Source organism: Bacteriovorax sp. HI3 (assembly GCF_059738875.1).
The window spans coordinates 3,715,433-3,735,731 of sequence record NZ_AP026946.1 but is presented as its reverse complement, the minus strand read 5'-3'; the positions used below and the strand labels follow the sequence as shown (position 1 = coordinate 3,735,731).

Annotated in this window: 18 protein-coding genes and 5 tRNA genes; 17 read left to right on the top strand and 6 right to left on the bottom strand. The window is 41.7% G+C overall.

Features of this window, described 5'->3' with window-relative positions; genetic code table 11:
- Positions 1-13: 13 nt before the first annotated feature.
- From gcvH to AC6JA8_RS18585, 3 genes are read right to left on the bottom strand one after another with little or no spacing between them, the layout of a single operon-like run.
- The gene (gene gcvH, locus AC6JA8_RS18595; RefSeq protein WP_102245305.1) at positions 14-403 is read right to left on the bottom strand and encodes a glycine cleavage system protein GcvH; all 390 of its coding nucleotides are present in this window, start codon (positions 401-403) and stop codon (positions 14-16) included.
- Positions 403-1,479, bottom strand: a complete 1,077-nt coding sequence (gene gcvT / locus AC6JA8_RS18590; protein ID WP_497975110.1) for a glycine cleavage system aminomethyltransferase GcvT — start codon at positions 1,477-1,479, stop codon at positions 403-405. The genes gcvH and gcvT overlap by 1 nt, the downstream gene beginning before the upstream one ends.
- A 25-nt stretch (positions 1,480-1,504) precedes the next feature.
- Entirely contained in the window at positions 1,505-2,371 is an 867-nt protein-coding gene (locus AC6JA8_RS18585) for a bifunctional 5,10-methylenetetrahydrofolate dehydrogenase/5,10-methenyltetrahydrofolate cyclohydrolase (protein WP_497975109.1), read from the bottom strand.
- Positions 2,372-2,449: 78 nt separating this feature from the next.
- Between AC6JA8_RS18585 and AC6JA8_RS18580 the strand changes: the two genes are divergently transcribed.
- Genes AC6JA8_RS18580 through ruvB form a run of 4 tightly spaced genes read left to right on the top strand, consistent with a single transcriptional unit; the run spans position 2,450 to position 4,801 of the window.
- Complete coding sequence (locus AC6JA8_RS18580) at positions 2,450-2,623, top strand: hypothetical protein (protein WP_158649747.1); 174 nt, start codon at positions 2,450-2,452, stop codon at positions 2,621-2,623.
- Positions 2,620-3,120: a crossover junction endodeoxyribonuclease RuvC gene (gene ruvC, locus AC6JA8_RS18575; protein WP_102245302.1), complete on the top strand. Its 501-nt coding sequence runs from the start codon at positions 2,620-2,622 to the stop codon at positions 3,118-3,120. Before AC6JA8_RS18580 ends, ruvC begins: the two co-directional genes overlap by 4 nt.
- Positions 3,117-3,782 carry a Holliday junction branch migration protein RuvA gene (gene ruvA / locus AC6JA8_RS18570; protein WP_497975108.1) on the top strand — a complete coding sequence of 222 codons (666 nt, stop codon included), beginning with the start codon at positions 3,117-3,119 and terminating at the stop codon, positions 3,780-3,782. Before ruvC ends, ruvA begins: the two co-directional genes overlap by 4 nt.
- Before the next feature lie 2 nt (positions 3,783-3,784).
- On the top strand, positions 3,785-4,801 hold the full coding sequence (gene ruvB / locus AC6JA8_RS18565) for a Holliday junction branch migration DNA helicase RuvB (RefSeq protein ID WP_102245300.1): 1,017 nt from the start codon (positions 3,785-3,787) through the stop codon (positions 4,799-4,801).
- Here the strand turns inward: ruvB and AC6JA8_RS18560 are convergent.
- Together AC6JA8_RS18560 and AC6JA8_RS18555 are read right to left on the bottom strand one after the other, a co-directional pair.
- Complete coding sequence (locus AC6JA8_RS18560) at positions 4,798-5,241, bottom strand: hotdog fold thioesterase (RefSeq protein WP_102245299.1); 444 nt, start codon at positions 5,239-5,241, stop codon at positions 4,798-4,800. The two genes, ruvB and AC6JA8_RS18560, sit on opposite strands and share 4 nt — an antisense overlap.
- A gap of 9 nt (positions 5,242-5,250) precedes the next feature.
- Positions 5,251-6,273 carry a hypothetical protein gene (locus AC6JA8_RS18555; protein ID WP_497975107.1) on the bottom strand — a complete coding sequence of 341 codons (1,023 nt, stop codon included), beginning with the start codon at positions 6,271-6,273 and terminating at the stop codon, positions 5,251-5,253.
- Positions 6,274-6,433: 160 nt separating this feature from the next.
- Here AC6JA8_RS18555 and AC6JA8_RS18550 point away from each other — a divergent pair, with 160 nt between their 5' ends.
- The 4 genes from AC6JA8_RS18550 to AC6JA8_RS18535 all read left to right on the top strand — a co-directional run bounded on the left by AC6JA8_RS18550 (position 6,434) and on the right by AC6JA8_RS18535 (position 15,463).
- On the top strand, positions 6,434-11,794 hold the full coding sequence (locus AC6JA8_RS18550; protein ID WP_497975106.1) for a tail fiber domain-containing protein: 5,361 nt from the start codon (positions 6,434-6,436) through the stop codon (positions 11,792-11,794).
- Positions 11,795-11,881: 87 nt separating this feature from the next.
- Positions 11,882-12,466, top strand: coding sequence for a ClpP family protease (locus tag AC6JA8_RS18545; RefSeq protein ID WP_497975105.1), 585 nt, complete (start codon positions 11,882-11,884; stop codon positions 12,464-12,466).
- A 304-nt stretch (positions 12,467-12,770) separates the two neighbouring features.
- Positions 12,771-13,691: a UDP-3-O-acyl-N-acetylglucosamine deacetylase gene (lpxC, locus tag AC6JA8_RS18540; protein WP_102245296.1), complete on the top strand. Its 921-nt coding sequence runs from the start codon at positions 12,771-12,773 to the stop codon at positions 13,689-13,691.
- A 53-nt stretch (positions 13,692-13,744) separates the two neighbouring features.
- Positions 13,745-15,463, top strand: a complete 1,719-nt coding sequence (locus AC6JA8_RS18535) for a proline--tRNA ligase (protein WP_497975104.1) — start codon at positions 13,745-13,747, stop codon at positions 15,461-15,463.
- On the opposite strand, the gene AC6JA8_RS18530 is transcribed toward AC6JA8_RS18535, so the two are convergent.
- On the bottom strand, positions 15,444-16,304 hold the full coding sequence (locus AC6JA8_RS18530; RefSeq protein ID WP_497975103.1) for a DUF3592 domain-containing protein: 861 nt from the start codon (positions 16,302-16,304) through the stop codon (positions 15,444-15,446). The two genes, AC6JA8_RS18535 and AC6JA8_RS18530, sit on opposite strands and share 20 nt — an antisense overlap.
- 142 nt (positions 16,305-16,446) lie before the next feature.
- Between AC6JA8_RS18530 and AC6JA8_RS18525 the strand changes: the two genes are divergently transcribed.
- The 9 genes from AC6JA8_RS18525 (at position 16,447) to nusG (ending at position 20,294) form a co-directional block, all read left to right on the top strand.
- Complete coding sequence (locus AC6JA8_RS18525) at positions 16,447-17,211, top strand: TrmH family RNA methyltransferase (RefSeq protein ID WP_497975102.1); 765 nt, start codon at positions 16,447-16,449, stop codon at positions 17,209-17,211.
- Positions 17,212-17,295: 84 nt separating this feature from the next.
- Positions 17,296-17,371: transfer RNA gene (locus AC6JA8_RS18520), tRNA-Thr, on the top strand.
- A 31-nt stretch (positions 17,372-17,402) separates the two neighbouring features.
- Positions 17,403-17,488 (top strand) — tRNA-Tyr (locus AC6JA8_RS18515).
- Positions 17,489-17,508: 20 nt separating this feature from the next.
- Positions 17,509-17,584, top strand: a tRNA-Gly gene (locus AC6JA8_RS18510).
- 49 nt (positions 17,585-17,633) lie between these two features.
- Positions 17,634-17,708, top strand: a tRNA-Thr gene (locus tag AC6JA8_RS18505).
- Positions 17,709-17,829: 121 nt separating this feature from the next.
- The gene (gene tuf, locus AC6JA8_RS18500) at positions 17,830-19,020 is read left to right on the top strand and encodes an elongation factor Tu (protein WP_102245281.1); all 1,191 of its coding nucleotides are present in this window, start codon (positions 17,830-17,832) and stop codon (positions 19,018-19,020) included.
- A 78-nt stretch (positions 19,021-19,098) separates the two neighbouring features.
- Positions 19,099-19,174 (top strand) — tRNA-Trp (locus tag AC6JA8_RS18495).
- 127 nt (positions 19,175-19,301) lie between these two features.
- Complete coding sequence (secE, locus tag AC6JA8_RS18490) at positions 19,302-19,688, top strand: preprotein translocase subunit SecE (RefSeq protein WP_497975101.1); 387 nt, start codon at positions 19,302-19,304, stop codon at positions 19,686-19,688.
- Between the two features lie 24 nt (positions 19,689-19,712).
- Positions 19,713-20,294, top strand: coding sequence for a transcription termination/antitermination protein NusG (gene nusG, locus AC6JA8_RS18485; RefSeq protein ID WP_102245291.1), 582 nt, complete (start codon positions 19,713-19,715; stop codon positions 20,292-20,294).
- Positions 20,295-20,299 lie beyond the last annotated feature (5 nt).

The window sequence follows — 20,299 nt, the reverse complement described above, 5'->3', positions numbered from 1 at the left end:
AATTAAAAAAAAATTATAGCGTTGAAAGGAAATTTTCGTAGTCAGATGCTGAAAGTAGAGAATTGACTTCAGATGGGTTAGAAAGTTTTAGTTTGATCATCCATGCGTTTCCGTAAGGTTCAGCATTACAAAGCTCTGGAGAGTTAACTAGGTTGTCGTTGCGCTCAAGAACAGTTCCTGCAAGTGGAGAGTAAAGATCACTTACAGACTTGATTGATTCAACAACACCAAATGTTTGGTGGTGACCAAGAGTTTTTCCGTTTTCTGGAAGTTCAACGAAAACGATGTCCCCAAGAGATGATTGAGCGAAATCAGTGATCCCGATAGTTGCAATATCGCCTTCGATCTTTGCCCATTCGTGGTCTTTTGTGTACTTCAGTTCTGATGGTACGTTGTTGCTCATTACTTATGTCCTCCGGTTACGAAAGCTTTCGCGTGAAAGTTCGCTTCATAGTTAGTATTTCTGATATTGATTGAGTATTTTTTATCTTGTGGAGCCTTTGCTTTTTCAACAAGGGCAAGCGCGACACCTTTTCCAGTTACAACTGACATTGTTCCCGATGTTACAGTTCCGATTTTTTCGCCTTCGCCGTTTAAAACATCGTAGCCTTCGCGAGGAATCCCGCGATCAAGTGAAAGTTTAACGAGTTGGTATTTTGGTTTGTATGCTTCAAGGGCCGCTTTTCCGATGAAGTTTGGCTTTGTCAGCTTCACTGTCCATCCAAGTCCTGAATCTAATGGAGTGACGTTGTCGCTGATTTCATGTCCGTATAGTGGGTAACAAACTTCAACGCGAAGAACGTCTCTTGCTGCTAGTCCACATGGTTTTACACCGTTGAAAATAAGTTTGTTCCAAAGTCTTTTTGCGTATTCGTGACTTGAGAAAACTTCAAACCCATCTTCTCCTGTGTATCCTGTCCTTGCCACGATGATTTTTTCACCTTCGTGAGTTGTTTCCAGGATTGAGTAGTACGGAAAGCTTTCCGGAAGTTTAATACCGAAATCGCGAAGAATTAATTCAGCCTTTGGCCCTTGAAGAGCTAGAAGTGAAAATTCATTCGAAAGATTTGAAAGCGTGCAGTTAAAAGATCCGGTTTTAGAGCTGATCCAATTCCAGTCTTTTTCAATATTCGAAGCGTTTACACAAATAAGAACGCGCTCATCACCTAATTTATAGGCGATAAGATCGTCAATGACTGTTCCATCTTCACGGCAAAGTGGCGAGTAAACAGCTTTGTGCATTTCTGCGTTTTTAAAATCGTTGGTGATTAAGTTATCGACGAATGCAACAGCATCCGGACCTGAAACGAAAAATTCACCCATGTGACTAACGTCGAAAACACCTGCGTGTTCTCTAACCGCTAAAACTTCTTCTTTAACTGAAGAGTATTGTAGAGGCATATCGAATCCGGCAAACGGAGCCATCTTCGCATTCAATGAAAGGTGTTCTTCATGCAATGAAGTTTTTAATAGTGACATGGTCATCCCCTATGAAAAAAGAGTGCTAAAGAGATAACCTGTTTTTGCTAGCTTGTAAAAGGTTTTGCGCTAAAGAAACAATGGTCATTGGACCAACTCCGCCCGGGACAGGAGTGATTGCTGAGACGAGATTTTCAACTTTTGCGTAATGAACATCGCCGCATAACTGGCCTTGAGTGTCAGTGTTCATTCCAACGTCGATAATAACTTGATTTTTGTCAGGAGAGATGTACGTTTCATCAATAAATTGTGCTTTACCAATGGCGCTAATGAGAATGTCACAGTTTTTAGTGATCTCTCTTAAATTTTTTGTGTGCGAATGGCACAAAGTGACAGTGGCATTGTTGTTAGTCAGAAGCATTGCGAGAGGTTTTCCAACAATCATACTGCGACCAACGATAACTACATGTTTTCCGCTAATTTCGATCTGGCTTTCTTGCATCAGTGTAAGAATTCCTTTTGGCGTACACGAAATGAAATTCTTTGATCCTAAATGATTACTCATTAAAGCGTATAAATTTTCAGGGTGAAAACCATCAACGTCTTTTTCCTTTTTTACCAGGCGACCTACATCTAAGTGCGATAATTGTTTAGGTAGCGGCAGCTGAATAATACAGCCGTCGACTAATTGATCTTCGTTGATTTGAGTGATTGTTTTTAGGAAATCGCTTTCAGAAATGTGCTCATCAAGTGCGACGATTTCACAAAGTGCACCGATTTTCTCACAGTATTTTTTCTTGTTAGCGGTGTAAATAAGACTTGCTGGATCTGAACCTACGAGGACGACTTTCAACTGAGGAAAAATATTTTTTTCCTTTAAGGCCTTGCATTCCGCTTTAAGACCTTTAGTGATCAGTTTTTTAACTGAAGCCGAGTGGAGGATTTGACTCATGCGAAGAATGATACTCAGTTAGAGATATTTTTACAAAGAAAAAAACCTTAAGTATGATTTAATTATCGAGGATTTCTTATGTTGTTTTATATTGGTCTTGGGATGCAGTTAGTTGGTTTTGCCTCTGTTGGGCTGTGTCTTTTTGCAGGGATGACGAAGGGCGATTACGGTCAGCTTGAACTTATCCAGTTAATTGGTGGCTCACTTATGTTCTATGTCGGAACTTTTGTGAAAGGCAGAGGTGCTAAGTGATTATTCTTGGAATCGACCCTGGATCAAGAAAGGCCGGATATGCGCTGATCGACGTACAGGGAAAAAAGATTTCTTATATTGCCTCAGGTGTGCTCAAATACGACCATGTCGATGAATTTATCGACCGCTTGGGAATGATCTATCAGACTTGTGATGAGCTGATGACAAAATATCAACCGGATGAAGTTTCGGTTGAAGCCTTAATTTATGTAAAAAGTGTCGAGGCCCTAAGTAAACTTGCACAAGCAAGAGGTGCGATGGTGGCAGCGTTCTCACGCACTCGCAAAGGAAAAATTTTCGAGTATGCGCCAAACACAGTGAAGTCTTCAGTAACTGGTCACGGCCATGCTGATAAAGACGCTGTAGATAAGGCGATGAATATGATGTTTGGGAAAATGACTTTCAAAACATCGGATGAATCGGATGCGCTGGCGATTGCCGTATGCCATGCGCTTAATCGCAATATGAAAATGAAACTTATGGGGAAATCACTATGATTGGTTTTTTGACTGGAGAAGTTCTTTTTAGTGACGGGAATGAGTCGATCATTCAGACCACTAGTGGCGTAGGATATCAGGTTTTCTACAACAAAGTTTTAGTTGAAGGAACATCTGCGGCCATTTATATCGCCCACATCATTAAAGAAGACTCTGAAACACTTTTTGGTTTTTCTTCTCTTCGCGCTAAAAAACTTTTCGAAATGCTTTTAACAGTTAAAGGCATTGGCCCTAAGTCGGCATACAACCTGATTTCAAATTTGGGTGTAAATGAAATTATCAACGCTGTTAATCTGGAAGCAAAAGCCACATTGACCAAAGTTCCAGGTCTTGGGACTAAAGGTGCCGCGCAAATTGTCCTGGATTTAGCAGGGAAAATCGACCGCGTAAAAATGTATAGCGATTCAACGAAAGTTGTCAGAGGCGGACTGGCCCCATCTGCAAAAATTGATTTCACAACGATTGAAGAAACTCCTTATATTGAAGAAGTGGTTTCAGTTGGCAGTATTAACCAGCACGAAATCATGAATGACACTTTAATGGCCTGTAAAGAACTGGGCTTTAAAGAAGATAAGATCATTCCAATCGCTCAGAAAATTCTTGGTGCAAACTTAATTACAAAACCAGAGCAGTTAATTCACCTGGTTCTTAAAGAATTATAATTATGATTTTTGAAAACGACGAAAACAACCGCATGTTAGGAAGTGAATCTCATTCAGAGGAGTTTAAGCACGAAGTGCTTCTTCGCCCTACAGATTTCACAGAGTATGTCGGTCAGAAAAAAGTTGTGCAAAATATCGACGTCATGGTTGAGTCGGCAAAAATCAGAAACTCAGCCATGGATCACGCGCTTTTATCCGGCCCTCCGGGGTTAGGAAAGACTTCTCTTGCGATGATCATTGCTAAATCTATTGGCAGTGAACTGCATGTGATTTCAGGTCCGGCGATTGAAAAAAAAGGTGACCTTGCGGCCATCTTAACCAACCTAGGCCCTCGCGATGTTCTTTTTATCGACGAAATTCACCGCATGCATATTTCGGTGGAGGAAATTCTTTATTCCGCCATGGAAGATTACAGACTTGATATCGTTATCGGTCAGGGACCTTCAGCGCGCACAATGCAAATTCAAGTGGCACCTTTTACTTTAATTGGAGCGACAACAAGATCGGGTCTTTTATCAAACCCACTTCGCGACCGTTTCATGGCCCATTTGCATTTTGACTTTTACAACGAGCACGAGCTTGCTGAAATCGTCGAAAACAATGCTAAAAAACTCAATATCGTTCTTGAGCAAAAGGCGCTGCAATTGATTGCGGCCTGCGCACGTGGAACGCCAAGGATCGCCAATCGCATTCTTAGACGAGTTCGCGACTTCGCCTTAGTTAAAGGCGAAACAAAAATTTCAGAAGAGTCTGTTACAAAATCACTTTCTTTAATGGAGATTGATTCTTACGGGCTTGATCGCATGGATAGAAAAATCCTTCAGGTTATCGAAGATTATTACAAAGGTGGACCTGTTGGAATTGAAACTCTGTGTGCCACTCTCGCAGAAGACCGCACGACGATTGAAGACGTGTATGAACCTTATCTTCTCAAAGAAGGTTTTTTACTGAGAACTCCTCGCGGAAGAGAAATCAGTCAAAAGTCGCGCGATCATCTTTTAAAAATGAAAGGGTTTTAAGCTGTTGTCTTAGAACTCTTATTCACGATTGCCATAATAATTTTCGAATCGCAGATAAGTTTGTTGTCGTCATTGTAAATTTCAATGCGCCAGGTTTGCGTGCTTTTTCCCATGTAAATGTTTTTAGCAACGCCACGAACATGACCTTTTGTCGCCGATCTGATGTGAGTCGCTTCAATGTGCTGACCTACGGCCATTTTTTCATTGGTATCGATACACATATTGGCCGCGATACTTCCCAATGTTTCAGCAAGAACACAAGAAGCTCCACCGTGCAGAAGTCTTGCTGGCTGAAACGTTCGTTCATCAACCGGCATAGTGCCTTCAAGAGTGTCTTCCGTCATGTTAGTTAATTGAATCCCTAGATGAGTGACTAGAGTTTTTTGACTCATTTTATTCATGCGATCTAAATCGACATCGTGAAACCAGATTTTAGCCATAAAAATTCCTTAAAAAAGCACAAACCCAATACCGGCACCAATGCGGTTGACGGTTAATTTGGTTGGACCTTCAAGCATATGGCGTTTGTATAGGATGTGGTAAGTGAAACGACTTTCACCCTTAATACTTGCGAACAATAATAGGCGCTGTCCTTCGAATTTATCAATAGTATTTTCTGAAGTTGTGTCAGATTTAATTGATTGAGCAAAGCTTCCTTTTATTAGGATTTTTTGATCGCCCAAAAAGAATGTTTTTCCCGCCCCAATAGTACCATAATAGATCTTATTTTGATTCATACCCAATGGCGCACCATTGATGAAAGATGTTGTGTTAAAAGTAGAAAACTGTTCGTAATCCATTCCACCGTAAAAAGAAATTCCGGCCCAAGGCGTGAGTTGTTGGTAATATAAATTATAGCCGATCTCGTCTTTGGTCTTTAGTTTGTTTGAAGTAACTCCATCTCCGCTCAATTTTGATTCGCGAAAGTGAGACCAGTAAGCACTTGAACTGATCATGCGATTGGTTTTATCCAGGAAAATTGTCGTTCCCAGTCCAAGCGAAAGAGGAGAATTTTGCGTACTCTTTATGCTCCCTTCTTGCGTTGTTAGTTGTTCTTGAAAATCACCAGCAGAAGCTGTGTACATCGTGAAGACAGTAAACTTATTAGTTCCAATTGGTGTTTCTGCATCTGAGTTAAGAACGTTGTAATTTCTTTCTGCCTGAAGTTTTTCAGCATACGGATGAGAGACATAAACAGGGTAAGGGTATTCGATATAAATATTGCTAAAAAGCGGGATTTCATTCCATGTTGTGATGTGTGGGTTCCATACCATCAGGTCTTTTTTGAACTCATCAATGCGCTTGCCGTATTTCTCTTTGTAGCGAGAAACGAGCTTATTGGCGATGCTGTCGAGTGACTCCTTGCCTTTAATCATGTAGACCGTCGGTCCTTCATTTGATTGAGCAAATGAGTCTGTTATAAAAGAAATAAGAGTTAAACTTGCGAAAATTACAGTTAAAAATGTCTTCATATTAACTAATTTTAATAGGATTTTTTATAAAATCATCTCTAGGTTATCCCTCTCATAAAAGGCACTTTTTGCCGAAGTTTATGCCGGGGCGAATTCCTAACTAAGTGCTATTTAAAGGACGAAAAGAGTTAAGTGAAGGTTTGTTTAAACTGAGTACTTAATGAAAATAATTGTCCTCTTCACATTCATGCTTTTATCGCTCACAAGTTGTTTTGTGGATCAGGGGAAAATTGCGATTAATATCAAAAGAAAAGTCGCACCCTCTTCAACTTCACCGTCAAATATTTCTAGTGCAACTGTTTCTTCAGTTCAAGTTATTAACAACCAATTGGTCATTACGGGGACGGGTTTAAGTGGTGTGTCTGATGTGAAAGTCAGTGGCAATTCACTCAATCAAAACTTTACGATTGAATCTCAAACGGCAACGCAAATTATCGCCAACAGTGTGAGTGCTTTTTCATTTGATGTTTCAAAAATTTTCAACCTGATTCTGTCAGATGCTCAAGCCGCGGCCACATTTCCAATTGATTTTTCTCTTTGTAACTCTACATTGAATGGTCACGGGTTTAATTGCTCTATTCCTGTCCAAGATAAAGATGTCCTGTCGTATGACCAGGCTTCAGGAAAATGGAAACCTAGATCCATCAATGGACTTTCTTATCAGGGGGCATGGGACGCCAATGATCCTGAGCCAACAGGTGCTTCTGCTGGGGATTACTACATTGTCAGTGAAGCAAATTCTCCTTACGCTGTTGGGGACTGGATCGTTTGGAACGGAACAGGTTATGATCGAATCAACAATTCAAATGCGATCACTACAGTTTTTGGAAGAGTTGGGGCCGTTGTCGCAACAGAGGGTGATTATAATCTTGATAAACTTTTTGATGTTGATTTAACAATCGCTCCTGTAGCTGGAAAGGTTTTAAAGTACAACGGAACAAAATGGGTGGCAGGAGATGATCTTTCAGGAGGAGGAGCAGGCTCGGTTACTTCAGCAGAAATCGCTAATGGCGCAGTAACAGATGCAAAAATCGATACTGTTTCAGCAAGCAAAATCACTGGAACAATTAGCAGTTCACAAATTACAGACGGAACAATCGTTAATGCAGATATTTCTGCGACGGCGGCGATTGATTATTCAAAACTAAACATTCCAAACGGCTCAATACCATACGCGAAACTCAATATTGCCAATGGAGATATCCCTGCAGCTAAAATTTCAGGACTTCCTTCTGCGACATCGGTGCTTACGACTACAATCACGGATGGTGACACAACTCATGCCCCAGATGGAAATGCAGTTTACGATGCTCTGGCAACAAAACTTAATACAACAGGTGGGACTCTATCAGTGGGGACGATCACAGGTGTTCCATCACCGGTAAACCCAAGTGATGTAGCAAATAAGTCTTATGTGGATTCGGCCATCGCAGCAGCTGTTCCATCTTTAGATACAGATGATGTGCCAGAAGGTTCAGCTCTTTATTTTACTGAAGCAAGGGTTCGCGCCACTGCTTTAACTGGTCTTAATACAGGAGCGGCAGGGCCGATTGCAGCGACAGATACAGTGCTTTCAGCGGCAGGAAAACTGCAATATCAAATCACGGATTTGAAAGCTAACGGTCAATGGACGAAAACTGGAAATGATATCTCTTATAGCGCCGGTAACGTCACGATTGATAAAATGCTTCTTCTTAAAGATAGTGGAACTAATCATGTTGAGATCAAAGCTCCATCGACAGTGACATCTACTTATACCTTAACTCTTCCTTCAACAGCAGGAACGAATAATTACGTCTTAAAAACAGACGGAACTGGAATTCTCTCTTGGGTGGCAATGAATGATGCCAGTGTGCAGTCATTTGCCAAGTCAGCTTTACCAAACTGTAGTGCTGGTGAAGTTTTAAAATCTAATGGAACAAGCTTTTCGTGTGTGACTGATGCTACAGGTGCAGGTTCATTTACTGGAACTAATAACCGAGCTGTAGCAACTGATGGTTCTGGAGCTTTAACAACGTCTGCAACGACAGCAGTAGAATTAGGTTACGTTTCAGGGGTGACATCATCGATTCAAACTCAGTTAGACGCTAAACAAGCAAGTATCGCAGCGGGAACCTCGTCTCAGTATTATAGAGGAGACAAAACTTGGGCGACACTTGATACGAGCATCGTTTCGGAAAATACTAATCTGTATTTTACAGCGGCCAGAGCGAAATCTGCAGCGGTCGCAGATGCTATAAACGATGGAACAACTGATGTCGCTCCTTCTCAGAATGCGGTCTACGATGCTTTAGCAAATAAGCTGAGTTTATCCGGTGGGACATTAATAGTTGGAACAATCTCAGGAGTTCCTGATCCAACCAACGATGATGATGTGGCCAATAAAGGATATGTCGATGATGCTCTTGCCGCTAGTGGAAGTAAGTGGACGCTAACTGGAAGTGATATCTATCGCAATTCAAAAGTTAGAATTGGAGGTACTTCAGCACCATTTTATACACTTGAGGTAACTGGAACGGCACAAATTTCAGCAAACTCTGCATCGTTAAGAATTATTCCTGGGCAGTATTACTCTGGTGGGGCGACCGTTGGAGGACAACCTAACTTTGTTCAAATTGATGCCTCTCCTGGGAATACGAAAACGATTAACTTTCCCAATAATGTCGCTGTTACTGAAGGTTACTTGGGAGCAGGGACTGCTTCACCGGTCGAAAGACTTGATGTCGTAGGGAATGCTCGCATAACTGGTAATTTAAGATTAAAGGATAATGGTGTTAATTACGTGGAGTTTAAAGCTCCATCGACCGTGACATCTACTTATGTTTTAACTTTCCCCGCTACTGCAGGAAGTGCCAACCAAGTTCTGCAAACAAATGGCTCAGGCGTACTTTCGTGGGTAGATTCTGCTGATACTTCAGTGCAGGCCTTTGCTAAGTCAGCACTCCCTAACTGTTCTGCTGGACAGGTTTTAAAATCAGATGGAACAAGCTTTTCATGTGTGACTGATGCAACTGGAGCTGGTGCATTCACAGGGACTGTTAGCAGAGCTGTGGCCACTGACGGCAGTGGGGCACTGACAACAGTTGCAACAACCGCGACTGAGCTTGGTTATGTGAATGGAGTGACATCTCCAATTCAAACTCAGTTAGACGCTAAACAAGCAACCATCACAGCAGGTACTTCAACTCAGTATTATAGAGGTGATAAAACATGGGCGACACTTGATACGAGTGTGGTCACTGAGAATACAAATCTCTATTTCACGCAAGCAAGAGTCCTGGCGACTCCGTTGACAGGTTTTAGTGCAACTAATTCTGTCATCGCAGCAACAGATACAATTCTCCAAGGATTTAATAAAGCTCAAGGACAACTTTCAGCGCACACAACGTCGCTTTCGTCTAAGGCAGATCAGACCAATTTAACTCAGACAATTACGGCCGCAGCGATCACTGGGTTGAGCTCACCGATTGCAGGATCAGATGCAGCTAATAAAACCTACGTGGATAATGCCATCAGTGGCAATGGAGTGTGGGCAAAATCATCGAGCAATATTTATTTTAATACGGGCAATGTGGGGATTGGAACGACATCACCTAACTCAACTCTTGATGTAAACGGAACTATTCGCGCAACTCAGATTTGTGATAGCGCTGGAAGCAATTGTAAGACGATCTCATCAGGATGGGGATCAGCTTCAGCATCAATGGTCGCTTCATGGCCGGACGCTATTTACTGTACTAATGGATCTGATTCTTCAATCCTTTACCATGACACTCGCGAGAGCGCATCAAACCTTGAGTACTATTCAAAAGCTTCTGCCGGCCATTATATACGTTTTAATGCTACTACCGGAGCTTTTTACGATAACACTGCATTTACGGGTAATGCAGTTTGTACTGGGAAATCAATTTCAACTCTTGTTTCAGAGGGAAGAACATTCGGGCTTCTTGGTGGCGGTATTGACTGGACAGTATCAGGATCAAATATTTATCGCTCTAGTGGGAGAGTTGGGATTGGGACATCAAATCCCACTGTTGATTTAGATATTGTTGGAAGTGTAACTGGTTTTAGCCAAACCCGCAGTGTAAATAGTCCTGCGGCCCCAGATTTATTTTTCCAGAAAGACCGTGGAACACCAGGTTCTCCTGCTGCTTTAAGTAGTGGAGATGCTCTTGGACACATTAGCTTTAAAGGATATGATGGCGCGAGCTACATCCGTGGAGCTCGCATTGCCAGTTTAACAACTGGAGCACCGGCGACAAATCAAATGACGGCCGATTTAGAATTCTATACGAACAATGGCTCTTCTGATGCAACAGAAAGAATGCGTATTGAAGCTAACGGTAATATTGGTGTCGGAACTAGTGTTTCTTCTTCGTATCAGCACGGTGGAACTAATAGAGTTTTAACTCTTCATAATCCAGGGACAGCTCAGCATTCACAGTCACATTTAGTTGTGAGTACAGGATCTACTGTCGCAAGTTCTTCAATTGGTTCACTGACAGCGGCCCTTCCATCTTCAAGTGCTACGAATAAGGGAGTGGCTTACGTAGGTTTTGCGACGGGACCAAATTCTACAGCAGCGAATCCGACAGCTGAAATTCTCATGGCGACAAGAGGAGCCTCAGATACAAACTGGGCCCAGCGTCTGATTATTAATGAAAGCGGTAACGTCGGAATCGGAACATCTATTGGTGCCCCTCTGCAAAGACTCCAGGTTCAGGGTGTGTCAGGAGCGCAAACTTTATTGCAAGTGAACAACAATGATTTCTCTAACTCTACCTCTGCAGGTAGTGGAGCCTACATTGGAACTTATGGAGCTTCAGGAGATGTAGCCTCAATGGTTCAGGCCTTTAGGGCCGGCAACACTGCTGCAGCTCCATTACTCTTAAATCCATTTTCTGGAGTGGTTGGGGTTAATAACCCAACACCGAGTGCCTCATACAGCTTAGATGTGAATGGAAGTGCAAGAATCAATTCGATTAAAGGCGGTCAACTTAACGGCGCCGGCAATTTCCATGTCGATGCTTCAGGAACTGGGGCTTTCTATGTCAACTGGTCGGCCGGGACAGGGGGATTGTACGTTGGTAACGGGACAAACTCTGCTTATGCTCCCGTATATGCATCTGCATTTAATGTCAGTTCAGATAGGTCGCTAAAGAAAAACATTACAGCTATTACAAATCCACTTGATATCATTCTCAATATTAACGGTGTTAAATTCAACTGGATTAATGAAAAAGAAAGCAAAGACCGCCAGGTCGGAGTGATTGCTCAGGATGTTCAAAAAGTTTTACCAGAAGTGGTGACAGTTAATAAACAAACGAAAAAACTGACGGTAAACTATGCTTCTCTCGTCGCTCCCATCATTGAGGCCATCAAAGATTTTTACCGTAAATGGTTTGATGACAGCGCTACTATTCATCGTGAGATCGCTTCATTAAAAGAAGAAAACGCTCAGATGAAATCTTATCTCTGCAAAAAAGATCCGGATGCACCATTCTGCACGCGCAAAAAATAATTTCTTGCAATCGACTGTGTAAATTTTACATACTCTCTTTTTAATTTTTTTATTTTACGCTCATTAAAACTCAATCAAGGAAGAAGTATGAGCGAACAAAACTTATCTAACAAAGTTGATCTTTTTGCATTTGAATCTCGCAGCGTTTTTCTAACCGGACCAGTTGAAGCAGAGCTCGCTTTAAGAATTAACCGTGAGCTTTTAGCTTTAGAAAAAGCAAACTCATCAGCACCAATCATCATGTGGATCAATTCACCTGGTGGCGAAGTGTATTCAGGTTTTTCAATTTACGACACGATTCAATTTATCAAACCAAAAGTGATCACCATTATTTCCGGCATGGCCGCAAGCATGGGCTCAGTTATTTCACTGGCCGCAGAAAAAGAAAACCGCTTTATGTTTCCGCGTTCAAAAATCCTGCTTCATCAACCTTTAATCGGCGGAACAATCACCGGCCCGGCGTCTGATATCGCTATTCACGCTAAAGACATCATCGATTTAAAACATAAAATGCACGCTCTTTATTCTGAGCGAACTGGTATTCCTAAAGAGCGCTATGAAGAGATGATGGAGCGCGACCGCTGGGTTTCTCCCGAAGAAGCCATCTCTTTGGGGCTAGTTTCTAAAGTGATCTCCTCTAGGGCCGAGCTCGAAAAGCTAGTTTTCCCTTAAATTTAAATTAGTTAGCCTAGACATTGGATAGATCATTAACCCTTTGGAAACAAAGGGTTTTTTAGTAAAAAAGACTACAAAAATGCTCTTTATTTAATGAGGAATTTTTTCATAATAAGGTGATTTTCCCTCTGAAAAAGGCTAAATGGGGTATTATTAGAGCGAGGCACTCGGGTAACACCACATCGGCAAGATTTATTTCTTCTGTCCTCCCTCCTAACAGTTTATAATATGTTTGTAGTTGCCAATAAATTACGCGACGATTAAATTATGGTAACTATTAAAGAATTAGGTAATTAACAGAATGCTTAACCAACGCACTATTGCTAAAAAATTATCAGTGACAGGTATCGGAATCCACTCAGGAAAGAAGGTTACCCTAACTATGCATCCAGCAGAGGCGGATTTTGGTATTCAATTCAAACGCGTAGATCTTCAAGACGCTCCAGTTTTAAAAGCAAATGCTTTAACTGTAGGTGCAACTGAAAACAATACAACTATCGGCGCTGGAGTTAATGCTGTTCACACTGTTGAGCACTTGCTCTCTGCTCTTTATGGTTTTGGTATTGAAAACGTTTACTGTGAAATCGACGGACCGGAAGTTCCAATCATGGATGGTTCGGGAGCATCTTTTGTTTTCCTTCTGAAGGAAACAGGGATCGCGACATTAAATAAATCAAAAAAATTCTTAGTCGTGCTTGAGAAAGTACGTGTTGAGTTTGATGACAAGTGGGCCGAGATCGAACCATCATCAAAACTGGTGATTGATTCAACAATCGTGTTTGCTCACCCGACAATTAAAACTCAAAACAAAGTTTTCGAATTCTCATGCGAAAACTATATCAATGAAATTGGCCGTGCCCGCACATTCGGTTTCGTAAAAGATGTAGACGCATTAAAGAGAAAGGGACTAATCAAGGGTGGATCTCTTGATAACGCAGTCGTTCTCGACGATTACAAAGTTGTTAACCCTGAAGGCCTTCGCTTCCAGGATGAGTTCGTACGCCACAAAATCCTTGATACTGTAGGGGATATTGCCCTTATGGGTTATGAAATTGCTGGTAAAGTTACGACTTATAAATCAGGTCACCACGTTCACAATCTTCTGTGCAGAAAGCTTCTAGCTACACCATCTGCTTACGAGATTGTTTCTGCCGCATCATTAGAACGCGAGACAGTAGAAGCATTCTCACTCCCCAGAGCGCTACAACCATCATTTCAATAGTAGCGACTTTGTAGTAACATCAATTTAATTTAATTCACCGATAAAGGATCTTTATGAAACTATCTACTGGTTTTTGGCAGACGTATAAAGAAGTTCCAGCTGACGCTGAGATTGCTTCTCACCAACTTATGATTAGAACAGGACTTATCCACAAAGCTGGATCTGGTCTTTATAACTACCTTCCAATGGGGCTTCGCTCGATTAGAAAAGTAGAAAATATTATCCGTGAGGAACTAGACAAGATCGGGTGTTTTGAAATCACCATGTCTGTTGTGACTCCAGGAGAGTTGTGGCAGGAAACAGGACGCTGGGACAAGATGGGCGGACTGATGCTTCGTTTTAAAGATAAAAAAGACGCTGACCTGTGTATCTCTCCAACAAACGAAGAAGCTGTAACTGATATCTTTAGAAAGACGATTAAGTCTTATAAACAACTGCCAGTGACACTTTACCAAATCAACACAAAGTTCCGTGACGAAATCAGACCACGTTTTGGTCTTATGAGAGGTCGCGAATTCACTATGAAAGACGCTTATTCGTTCCACTTGGATAAGGCGAGCTTAGATGTGGGTTACCAGGCGCTTTACGACGCTTACACGGCGATCTTTACGCGTTTAGGACTAGAATTTATCCCAGTTGAAGCAGACGGTGGAGCGATGGCTTCATCTGATTCTAAAACACACGAATTCCAGGTTGTAGCAAACTCTGGTGAAGACTTAATCATCTACTCAGCTGAAGCGAAATACGCTGCTAACATTGAAAAAGCTCAAACCAAAAGAGCACCAACAACATACGATATGAATGTTGTTCCGATGAAAGAAGTAGAGACAATTAAAACTGAAACGATTGAAGCCGTTTGCGCTCTTTTAGGTCAGACAGCAGCTCAAAGCTTGAAGTCGATGGTTTATACAGCGACAACTGGCAATGAATCAAAAATGATTCTGGCAATGATGATCGGAGATGATTCAGTTAACGAAATTAAACTGCAAAACTTCTTAAAGTGCGACCACCTTGCAGCTTCTTCTGAAGACGAGCTTAAAAAAGCAAAACTTTGGAAAGGTTACATAGGTCCTGCAGGTCTTGAAGGACAGTTGGAAATCATTTTTGATAACGCTGTTAACTTAGATGCTTCATACACAATCGGAGCAAATAAAAAAGACGCTCACGTGATGGGCTTTAACCCAAAACGCGATATGAAAAAAATCGTCCAGGCCGATCTTCGCCTTTCAAAAGCAGGAGATTTAACTCTGGATGGAAAGCACACTGTTGTTGAAAAGCGCGGGATCGAAGTTGGTCACGTTTTCCAACTTGGTGACAAGTATACAAAAGACATGAAAGTAGGGGTTCTAGACCAAAACGGAAAACTAGTGACTCCACTTATGGGTTGTTATGGTATCGGTGTAACCAGAGTTGTGGCCGCAGCTATCGAGCAAAACCACGATGCTAACGGGATCATCTGGCCAAAATCAATCGCACCATACGACGTGTACTTCGCTACAATCGTGAAGGCAGAAGAGTTTGCTAAAATCGCAGACGAAATCTACGCTGACATGAAAAAAGCGGGAATCGATGTTGTCTACGACGACAGAAATGTTGGTCCAGGAAACAAATTCAAGGACGCTGACCTTCTGGGATTACCATACCGTGTAGTTCTTGGAGAAAGAGACTTTGGAGCCTCTGGCGAGCTGGAAATCATCGAGCGCAAAACAGGAACTGTAACAAAAGTTAAGCGCGATGAATTGATTTCTACACTTAAGAATTTATTGAAGTAATTTGCGCATTTTTTCTTTTTCTATTCAGTCGCACCATGCTGAAAACCAGCATGGCGGCTGCATAGAGAATGCATCCTAAAATCACCAGTGCCCTTTGAGTCGAATTTGCCAGGTCATTCCAGGCTATCTTACCAGTCAAAAATAATTTAGCGCTAAAAGCACCTTCAGGAGAAAGGCTTTTCCAGGTCATAAAGAATCCGGCCAGGCAAAGAAACATAAAAACCTGACAGACCATCATTCCTATTTTGAATGAACGCTCTTTTATCGCCGCCGTCTCGCTGGTCTGCCAGATAACATTCATCGTTTTTAATTGATCCATCGTCACCAGATTGCTGTTGTTCAGCAAGTCCGTAAGGCTTGATTGGGATTTAAACCTGAGAAAGAAATAAAGAGCTGAGGGGAGAACCCCGAAAAAGAAAACGGCGCTATAAAGGCCAAACATAAATGAAGTGAATTTGATATAGATAGCAAAATCCACAATGGCGATGAAGAGAAAAACCAAACCAAAGATAAGGTAAGTCTTATCTCGTAAAATCACATTTTCTTTGCGCCCGTTGAGCACCAAAACGTCGACCTTTTGCCCGATGGTATGCTCGATTTCAGCATTTCCTCCGCCAATAAAGATGACTTTTTCTTTAGTGCTAAAAGTATATTCAATGACCGGGCAATAATAAAAACCAGGGAAATTGTCTTGATGAGCTTGAACAGAATTTTGCTTTCGATGAAGGCCGATGACCTTTCCGGGATATACTTTTCCAAATTTGCTGTAGGCCCTGTGAATAAAGAGCGCACCTAGAGCAAAATAAAAAAAGACCGCGGCAACGATAATCAGAACCAACATATCCACCTTTCCCTGTAAAACTTACTTATATTCTAACAAGGCCCGGGATTTATAAAAGCCCCAGGGCTTCTAAAGTTGCTTTTGTGGTCAACCTCTTATAAAAAGTGTCCATTCTAGAGATTCCACATTTTCAGGACAGAGTATGGACCACGACATGATCATTGGCATTCACAGTATTGCCGAAGCTATTAGAAATCCAGAGAGACAAATCTTTGAAATCGTCACAACAGACGAAGGCTTTCAGGAATTTAAAAAGCGCAGCGGTCTTCGCGATCATGAAATCCCTCTGCAAAAAGTGAGATGGCTTGAAGGCCACGCTCTTCAAGAAGAAGCAAAGAAAAATTACCGCGACCTGGATCTTGAATTTCAACGTGTCCCAAGTGGGATTTTCATGTTGGTAAGTCCGATTAATATTTACGAGCCAACTTGGATCTACAATCAGCTGGAGAGTCGCATCCCAATTAAAATTTTAGCTCTTGATCAGGTGACTGATGCCCATAACGGTGCGGCCATTATGAGAACGGCCGCTTTTTACGGCGTAGACGCGATTTTAATTTCAGCTAAGGGGAACTTTGGTCTTGGGCCGGGATTTTCTCGTATTGCCTCTGGAGCAACTGAGCACGTGAAAATTGTCCGCTGTTCGGCCCTTCCAAAAACAATCACAAAAATTAAAGAATTGGGTGCCGCTTGTATCGGTTTATCTGAACACGCTTCAGGAACTTTGGGCGAAATGGATCATTCAAAACCAATTTGTTTAGTTTTAGGCGCAGAAGATGTGGGTATGTCACATGCTGTTAGCAGAGTGGTCGATACGACAATTGCCTTCAAACCCGCAGGAAAAATCAAATCTCTCAACGTATCAGTCGCTGCAGCAATTGCCATGGAAAAAATTTTCGGAGCAGTTTAACGACAATTTTTTTTAAAAAAAAGATTGCCTTTAAAAACACCATCGTTTATAAAATACCCCTAGCATAGCGGTTAGATACTGTAGGCTGACTTAGCTCAGTTGGTAGAGCATCGGTTTTGTAAACCGACGGTCGTAGGTTCGATTCCTATAGTCAGCTCCATCTTTTATCTTAAGTGAGAGCTGGAATATGAGGAGAGATTGCCGAGCGGCCAAAGGCAACAGACTGTAAATCTGTCGGTTTATACCTTCGAAGGTTCGAATCCTTCTCTCTCCACCATTCTAACCAGTGTTTTCTATGCGGGCGTAGCTCAGTTGGTAGAGCGCCACCCTTCCAAGGTGGATGTCGCAAGTTCGAATCTTGTCGCCCGCTCCATTCTCTACCCAATCTTTAATAATTTATTTACATAATACTTAACGATTTTGCTCTCGTGGCTCAGTGGTAGAGCACTCCCTTGGTAAGGGAGAGGTCATGGGTTCAATTCCCATCGGGAGCTCCACTTTTTTCCTCTTGTCAGAGGGGGGCTTCACAGGCATACTGTTGACTTAATTTAGAACCCGTTATAATTCCATATAAAAAAATTAATTCTTTTAGAGAATAAATGAAGAAGGAGAGACCAGATGGCTAAGGAAAAATTTGACCGTAACAAACCTCACGTTAACATCGGAACTATTGGTCACGTAGACCATGGTAAGACGACACTAACAGCAGCAATTACAATGACAATGGCAAAACACCACGGTGGAGCAGCTAAGTCATACGCAGATATCGATTCAGCACCAGAAGAAAAAGCACGTGGTATTACAATTAACACTGCTCACGTAGAATACGAAACAGCAACTCGTCACTACGCTCACGTAGACTGTCCAGGTCACGCTGACTATGTAAAGAACATGATTACAGGTGCAGCTCAGATGGATGGTGGTATCCTTGTTTGTTCAGCAGCAGACGGACCAATGCCACAAACTAGAGAGCACATCCTTCTTGCTCGTCAGGTAGGTGTACCAGCTCTAGTAGTATTCCTTAACAAAGTAGACATGGTAGACGATCCAGAACTTCTACAACTTGTAGAAATGGAAATGAGAGAGCTACTTTCTTCTTATAACTTCCCAGGGGACGCGATTCCTTTCGTAGCTGGATCAGCTCTAGCAGCAGTAGAAGGACGTAACCCAGAAATCGGTGAAAACAAAATCATCGAACTTATGAATGCAGTAGATTCATACATTCCAGCTCCTCAACGTGATGTTGATAAGCCATTCCTAATGCCAGTAGAGGACGTTTTCTCAATCTCTGGACGTGGAACGGTAGTAACTGGACGTATTGAAAGAGGGATCATTAAAGTTAACGACGAGATCGAAATCGTTGGTATCCGCGATCTTCAAAAGACAACTGTAACAGGTATCGAAATGTTCCGTAAGCTTCTAGACCAAGGTCAAGCAGGGGACAACGCTGGTCTACTTCTTCGTGGTACGAAGAGAGAAGATATCGAGCGCGGTCAGTGTCTTGTTAAGCCAGGATCAGTAACTCCACACGCTAAGTTCGTAGGTGAAGTATATATCCTTACAAAAGAAGAAGGTGGACGTCACACTCCAATCTTCAAAGGATACCGTCCACAGTTCTACTTCAGAACAACAGACGTAACTGGGTCAATTGAACTGAACCCAGGTGTAGAAATGGTAATGCCAGGTGACAACACAACTTTCAAAGTAGAGCTTATTTCTAAGATCGCTATGGAAAAGTCACTTCGTTTCGCGATCCGTGAAGGTGGACGTACGATTGGTGCCGGAACTGTTGCTGAAATCAACGATTAGTTCTAATTAAACTTTATAAGTTTACAATGCGGGCCGAAGAAATTCGGCCCGCTTTTATCTCACAGTAATTTCCTCAATGGGTGTATAGCTCCAATGGTAGAGTAGGTGATTCCAAATCACTTGGTTGTAGGTTCGAATCCTACTGCACCCGCCACTTTTTGACGTCGTCTTGGCCAACAGGCCGCAACGCGCTGAATTCTTTCAAATCTCACTAGACAAATTGGGTTTTTTCTTGCATATCTATTAGACTCTAATTTTTTTATCCCAAAGAAAGGTTAACTATGTCGATCATTAAGAGCGAAGACTCAAGAAAATGGATTACAGCTCTAGTTGTAATTGCATCAGCATTAGCAGGATTTGTTGTCTATAAATTCGTAGGACAACTTGGTGACTGGTTTGATTTAGAAACAAAAATTTCTAACTACAGTGTTGTAGCTCAAGGACTTGGTTTCGTTACAGGTCTAGGTACATTCATTTACATCCTAAAAAACAATGAAACATCAACATACTTACAAGAAGTTTATAATGAACTTGTGAAAGTTGTATGGCCGTCGAAAGATGCCACAGTAAAAATGACAATAGGGATTGCTATCGCTCTTGTTGTTGTTGCTGCAATCTTCACATCTGTAGATTTCATCTTCAAAAAAGTATTAGAGTTCCTTTATTAATAACATCTATTGGTAACTAAAATTATGGCTGAAACAAATCACGATACTGTTGAGCTAGCTAAGGGCGATACACCAGATTTCAAATGGTACATTGCTAAAGCTCAGACTGGACAAGAAAACAAAGTAACAAAATCTCTTAAAGAGAGAATCGTTAACTATAAAATGACTGATCTTTTCGCTGAGATCCTTGTTCCTGAAGAAACAGTGGTAACAACTGCTAACGGGAAGAAGAAGACCATCAAGAAGAAGTTTTTTCCAGGTTACGTCTTGATTAAGATGATCATGAATGATAAGACTTGGCACCTTGTTAAAAGCACTGACAAAATCACTGGTTTTGTTGGGGGAACGTTAGATAAACCAGCTCCAATTACAGAAGAGGAAGCTGCGTACATGACTTCTCAAATGGAAGACGGGTTCAAAAAACCACGTACGTCTGTTAATTTTGCTGAAGGCGAGTCTGTTAAAGTTATTGAAGGGCCGTTTGCTAACTTCGTAGGAACAATCGAAGCAGTAAGCGATAAAGGTAAGATTAAAGTTAACGTTTCAATCTTTGGTCGTCCAACTCCAGTAGAGTTAGACTTCACTCAGGTTGAGAAAATTTCATAATAAAG

What these genes read in the sequence shown, in the direction of transcription:
- lpxC (WP_102245296.1), top strand. Translation starts at nt 12,771, where the DNA reads ATGCTTAACCAACGCACTATTGCTAAAAAATTATCAGTGACAGGTATC.
- AC6JA8_RS18525 (WP_497975102.1), top strand. Translation starts at nt 16,447, where the DNA reads ATGGACCACGACATGATCATTGGCATTCACAGTATTGCCGAAGCTATT.
- ruvB (WP_102245300.1), top strand. Translation starts at nt 3,785, where the DNA reads ATGATTTTTGAAAACGACGAAAACAACCGCATGTTAGGAAGTGAATCT.
- AC6JA8_RS18580 (WP_158649747.1), top strand. Translation starts at nt 2,450, where the DNA reads ATGTTGTTTTATATTGGTCTTGGGATGCAGTTAGTTGGTTTTGCCTCT.
- gcvH (WP_102245305.1), bottom strand. Translation starts at nt 403, where the DNA reads ATGAGCAACAACGTACCATCAGAACTGAAGTACACAAAAGACCACGAA.
- AC6JA8_RS18560 (WP_102245299.1), bottom strand. Translation starts at nt 5,241, where the DNA reads ATGGCTAAAATCTGGTTTCACGATGTCGATTTAGATCGCATGAATAAA.
- AC6JA8_RS18550 (WP_497975106.1), top strand. Translation starts at nt 6,434, where the DNA reads ATGAAAATAATTGTCCTCTTCACATTCATGCTTTTATCGCTCACAAGT.
- secE (WP_497975101.1), top strand. Translation starts at nt 19,302, where the DNA reads ATGTCGATCATTAAGAGCGAAGACTCAAGAAAATGGATTACAGCTCTA.
- tuf (WP_102245281.1), top strand. Translation starts at nt 17,830, where the DNA reads ATGGCTAAGGAAAAATTTGACCGTAACAAACCTCACGTTAACATCGGA.
- nusG (WP_102245291.1), top strand. Translation starts at nt 19,713, where the DNA reads ATGGCTGAAACAAATCACGATACTGTTGAGCTAGCTAAGGGCGATACA.
- AC6JA8_RS18535 (WP_497975104.1), top strand. Translation starts at nt 13,745, where the DNA reads ATGAAACTATCTACTGGTTTTTGGCAGACGTATAAAGAAGTTCCAGCT.
- gcvT (WP_497975110.1), bottom strand. Translation starts at nt 1,479, where the DNA reads ATGTCACTATTAAAAACTTCATTGCATGAAGAACACCTTTCATTGAAT.
- AC6JA8_RS18585 (WP_497975109.1), bottom strand. Translation starts at nt 2,371, where the DNA reads ATGAGTCAAATCCTCCACTCGGCTTCAGTTAAAAAACTGATCACTAAA.
- AC6JA8_RS18545 (WP_497975105.1), top strand. Translation starts at nt 11,882, where the DNA reads ATGAGCGAACAAAACTTATCTAACAAAGTTGATCTTTTTGCATTTGAA.
- AC6JA8_RS18555 (WP_497975107.1), bottom strand. Translation starts at nt 6,273, where the DNA reads ATGAAGACATTTTTAACTGTAATTTTCGCAAGTTTAACTCTTATTTCT.
- AC6JA8_RS18530 (WP_497975103.1), bottom strand. Translation starts at nt 16,304, where the DNA reads ATGTTGGTTCTGATTATCGTTGCCGCGGTCTTTTTTTATTTTGCTCTA.
- ruvA (WP_497975108.1), top strand. Translation starts at nt 3,117, where the DNA reads ATGATTGGTTTTTTGACTGGAGAAGTTCTTTTTAGTGACGGGAATGAG.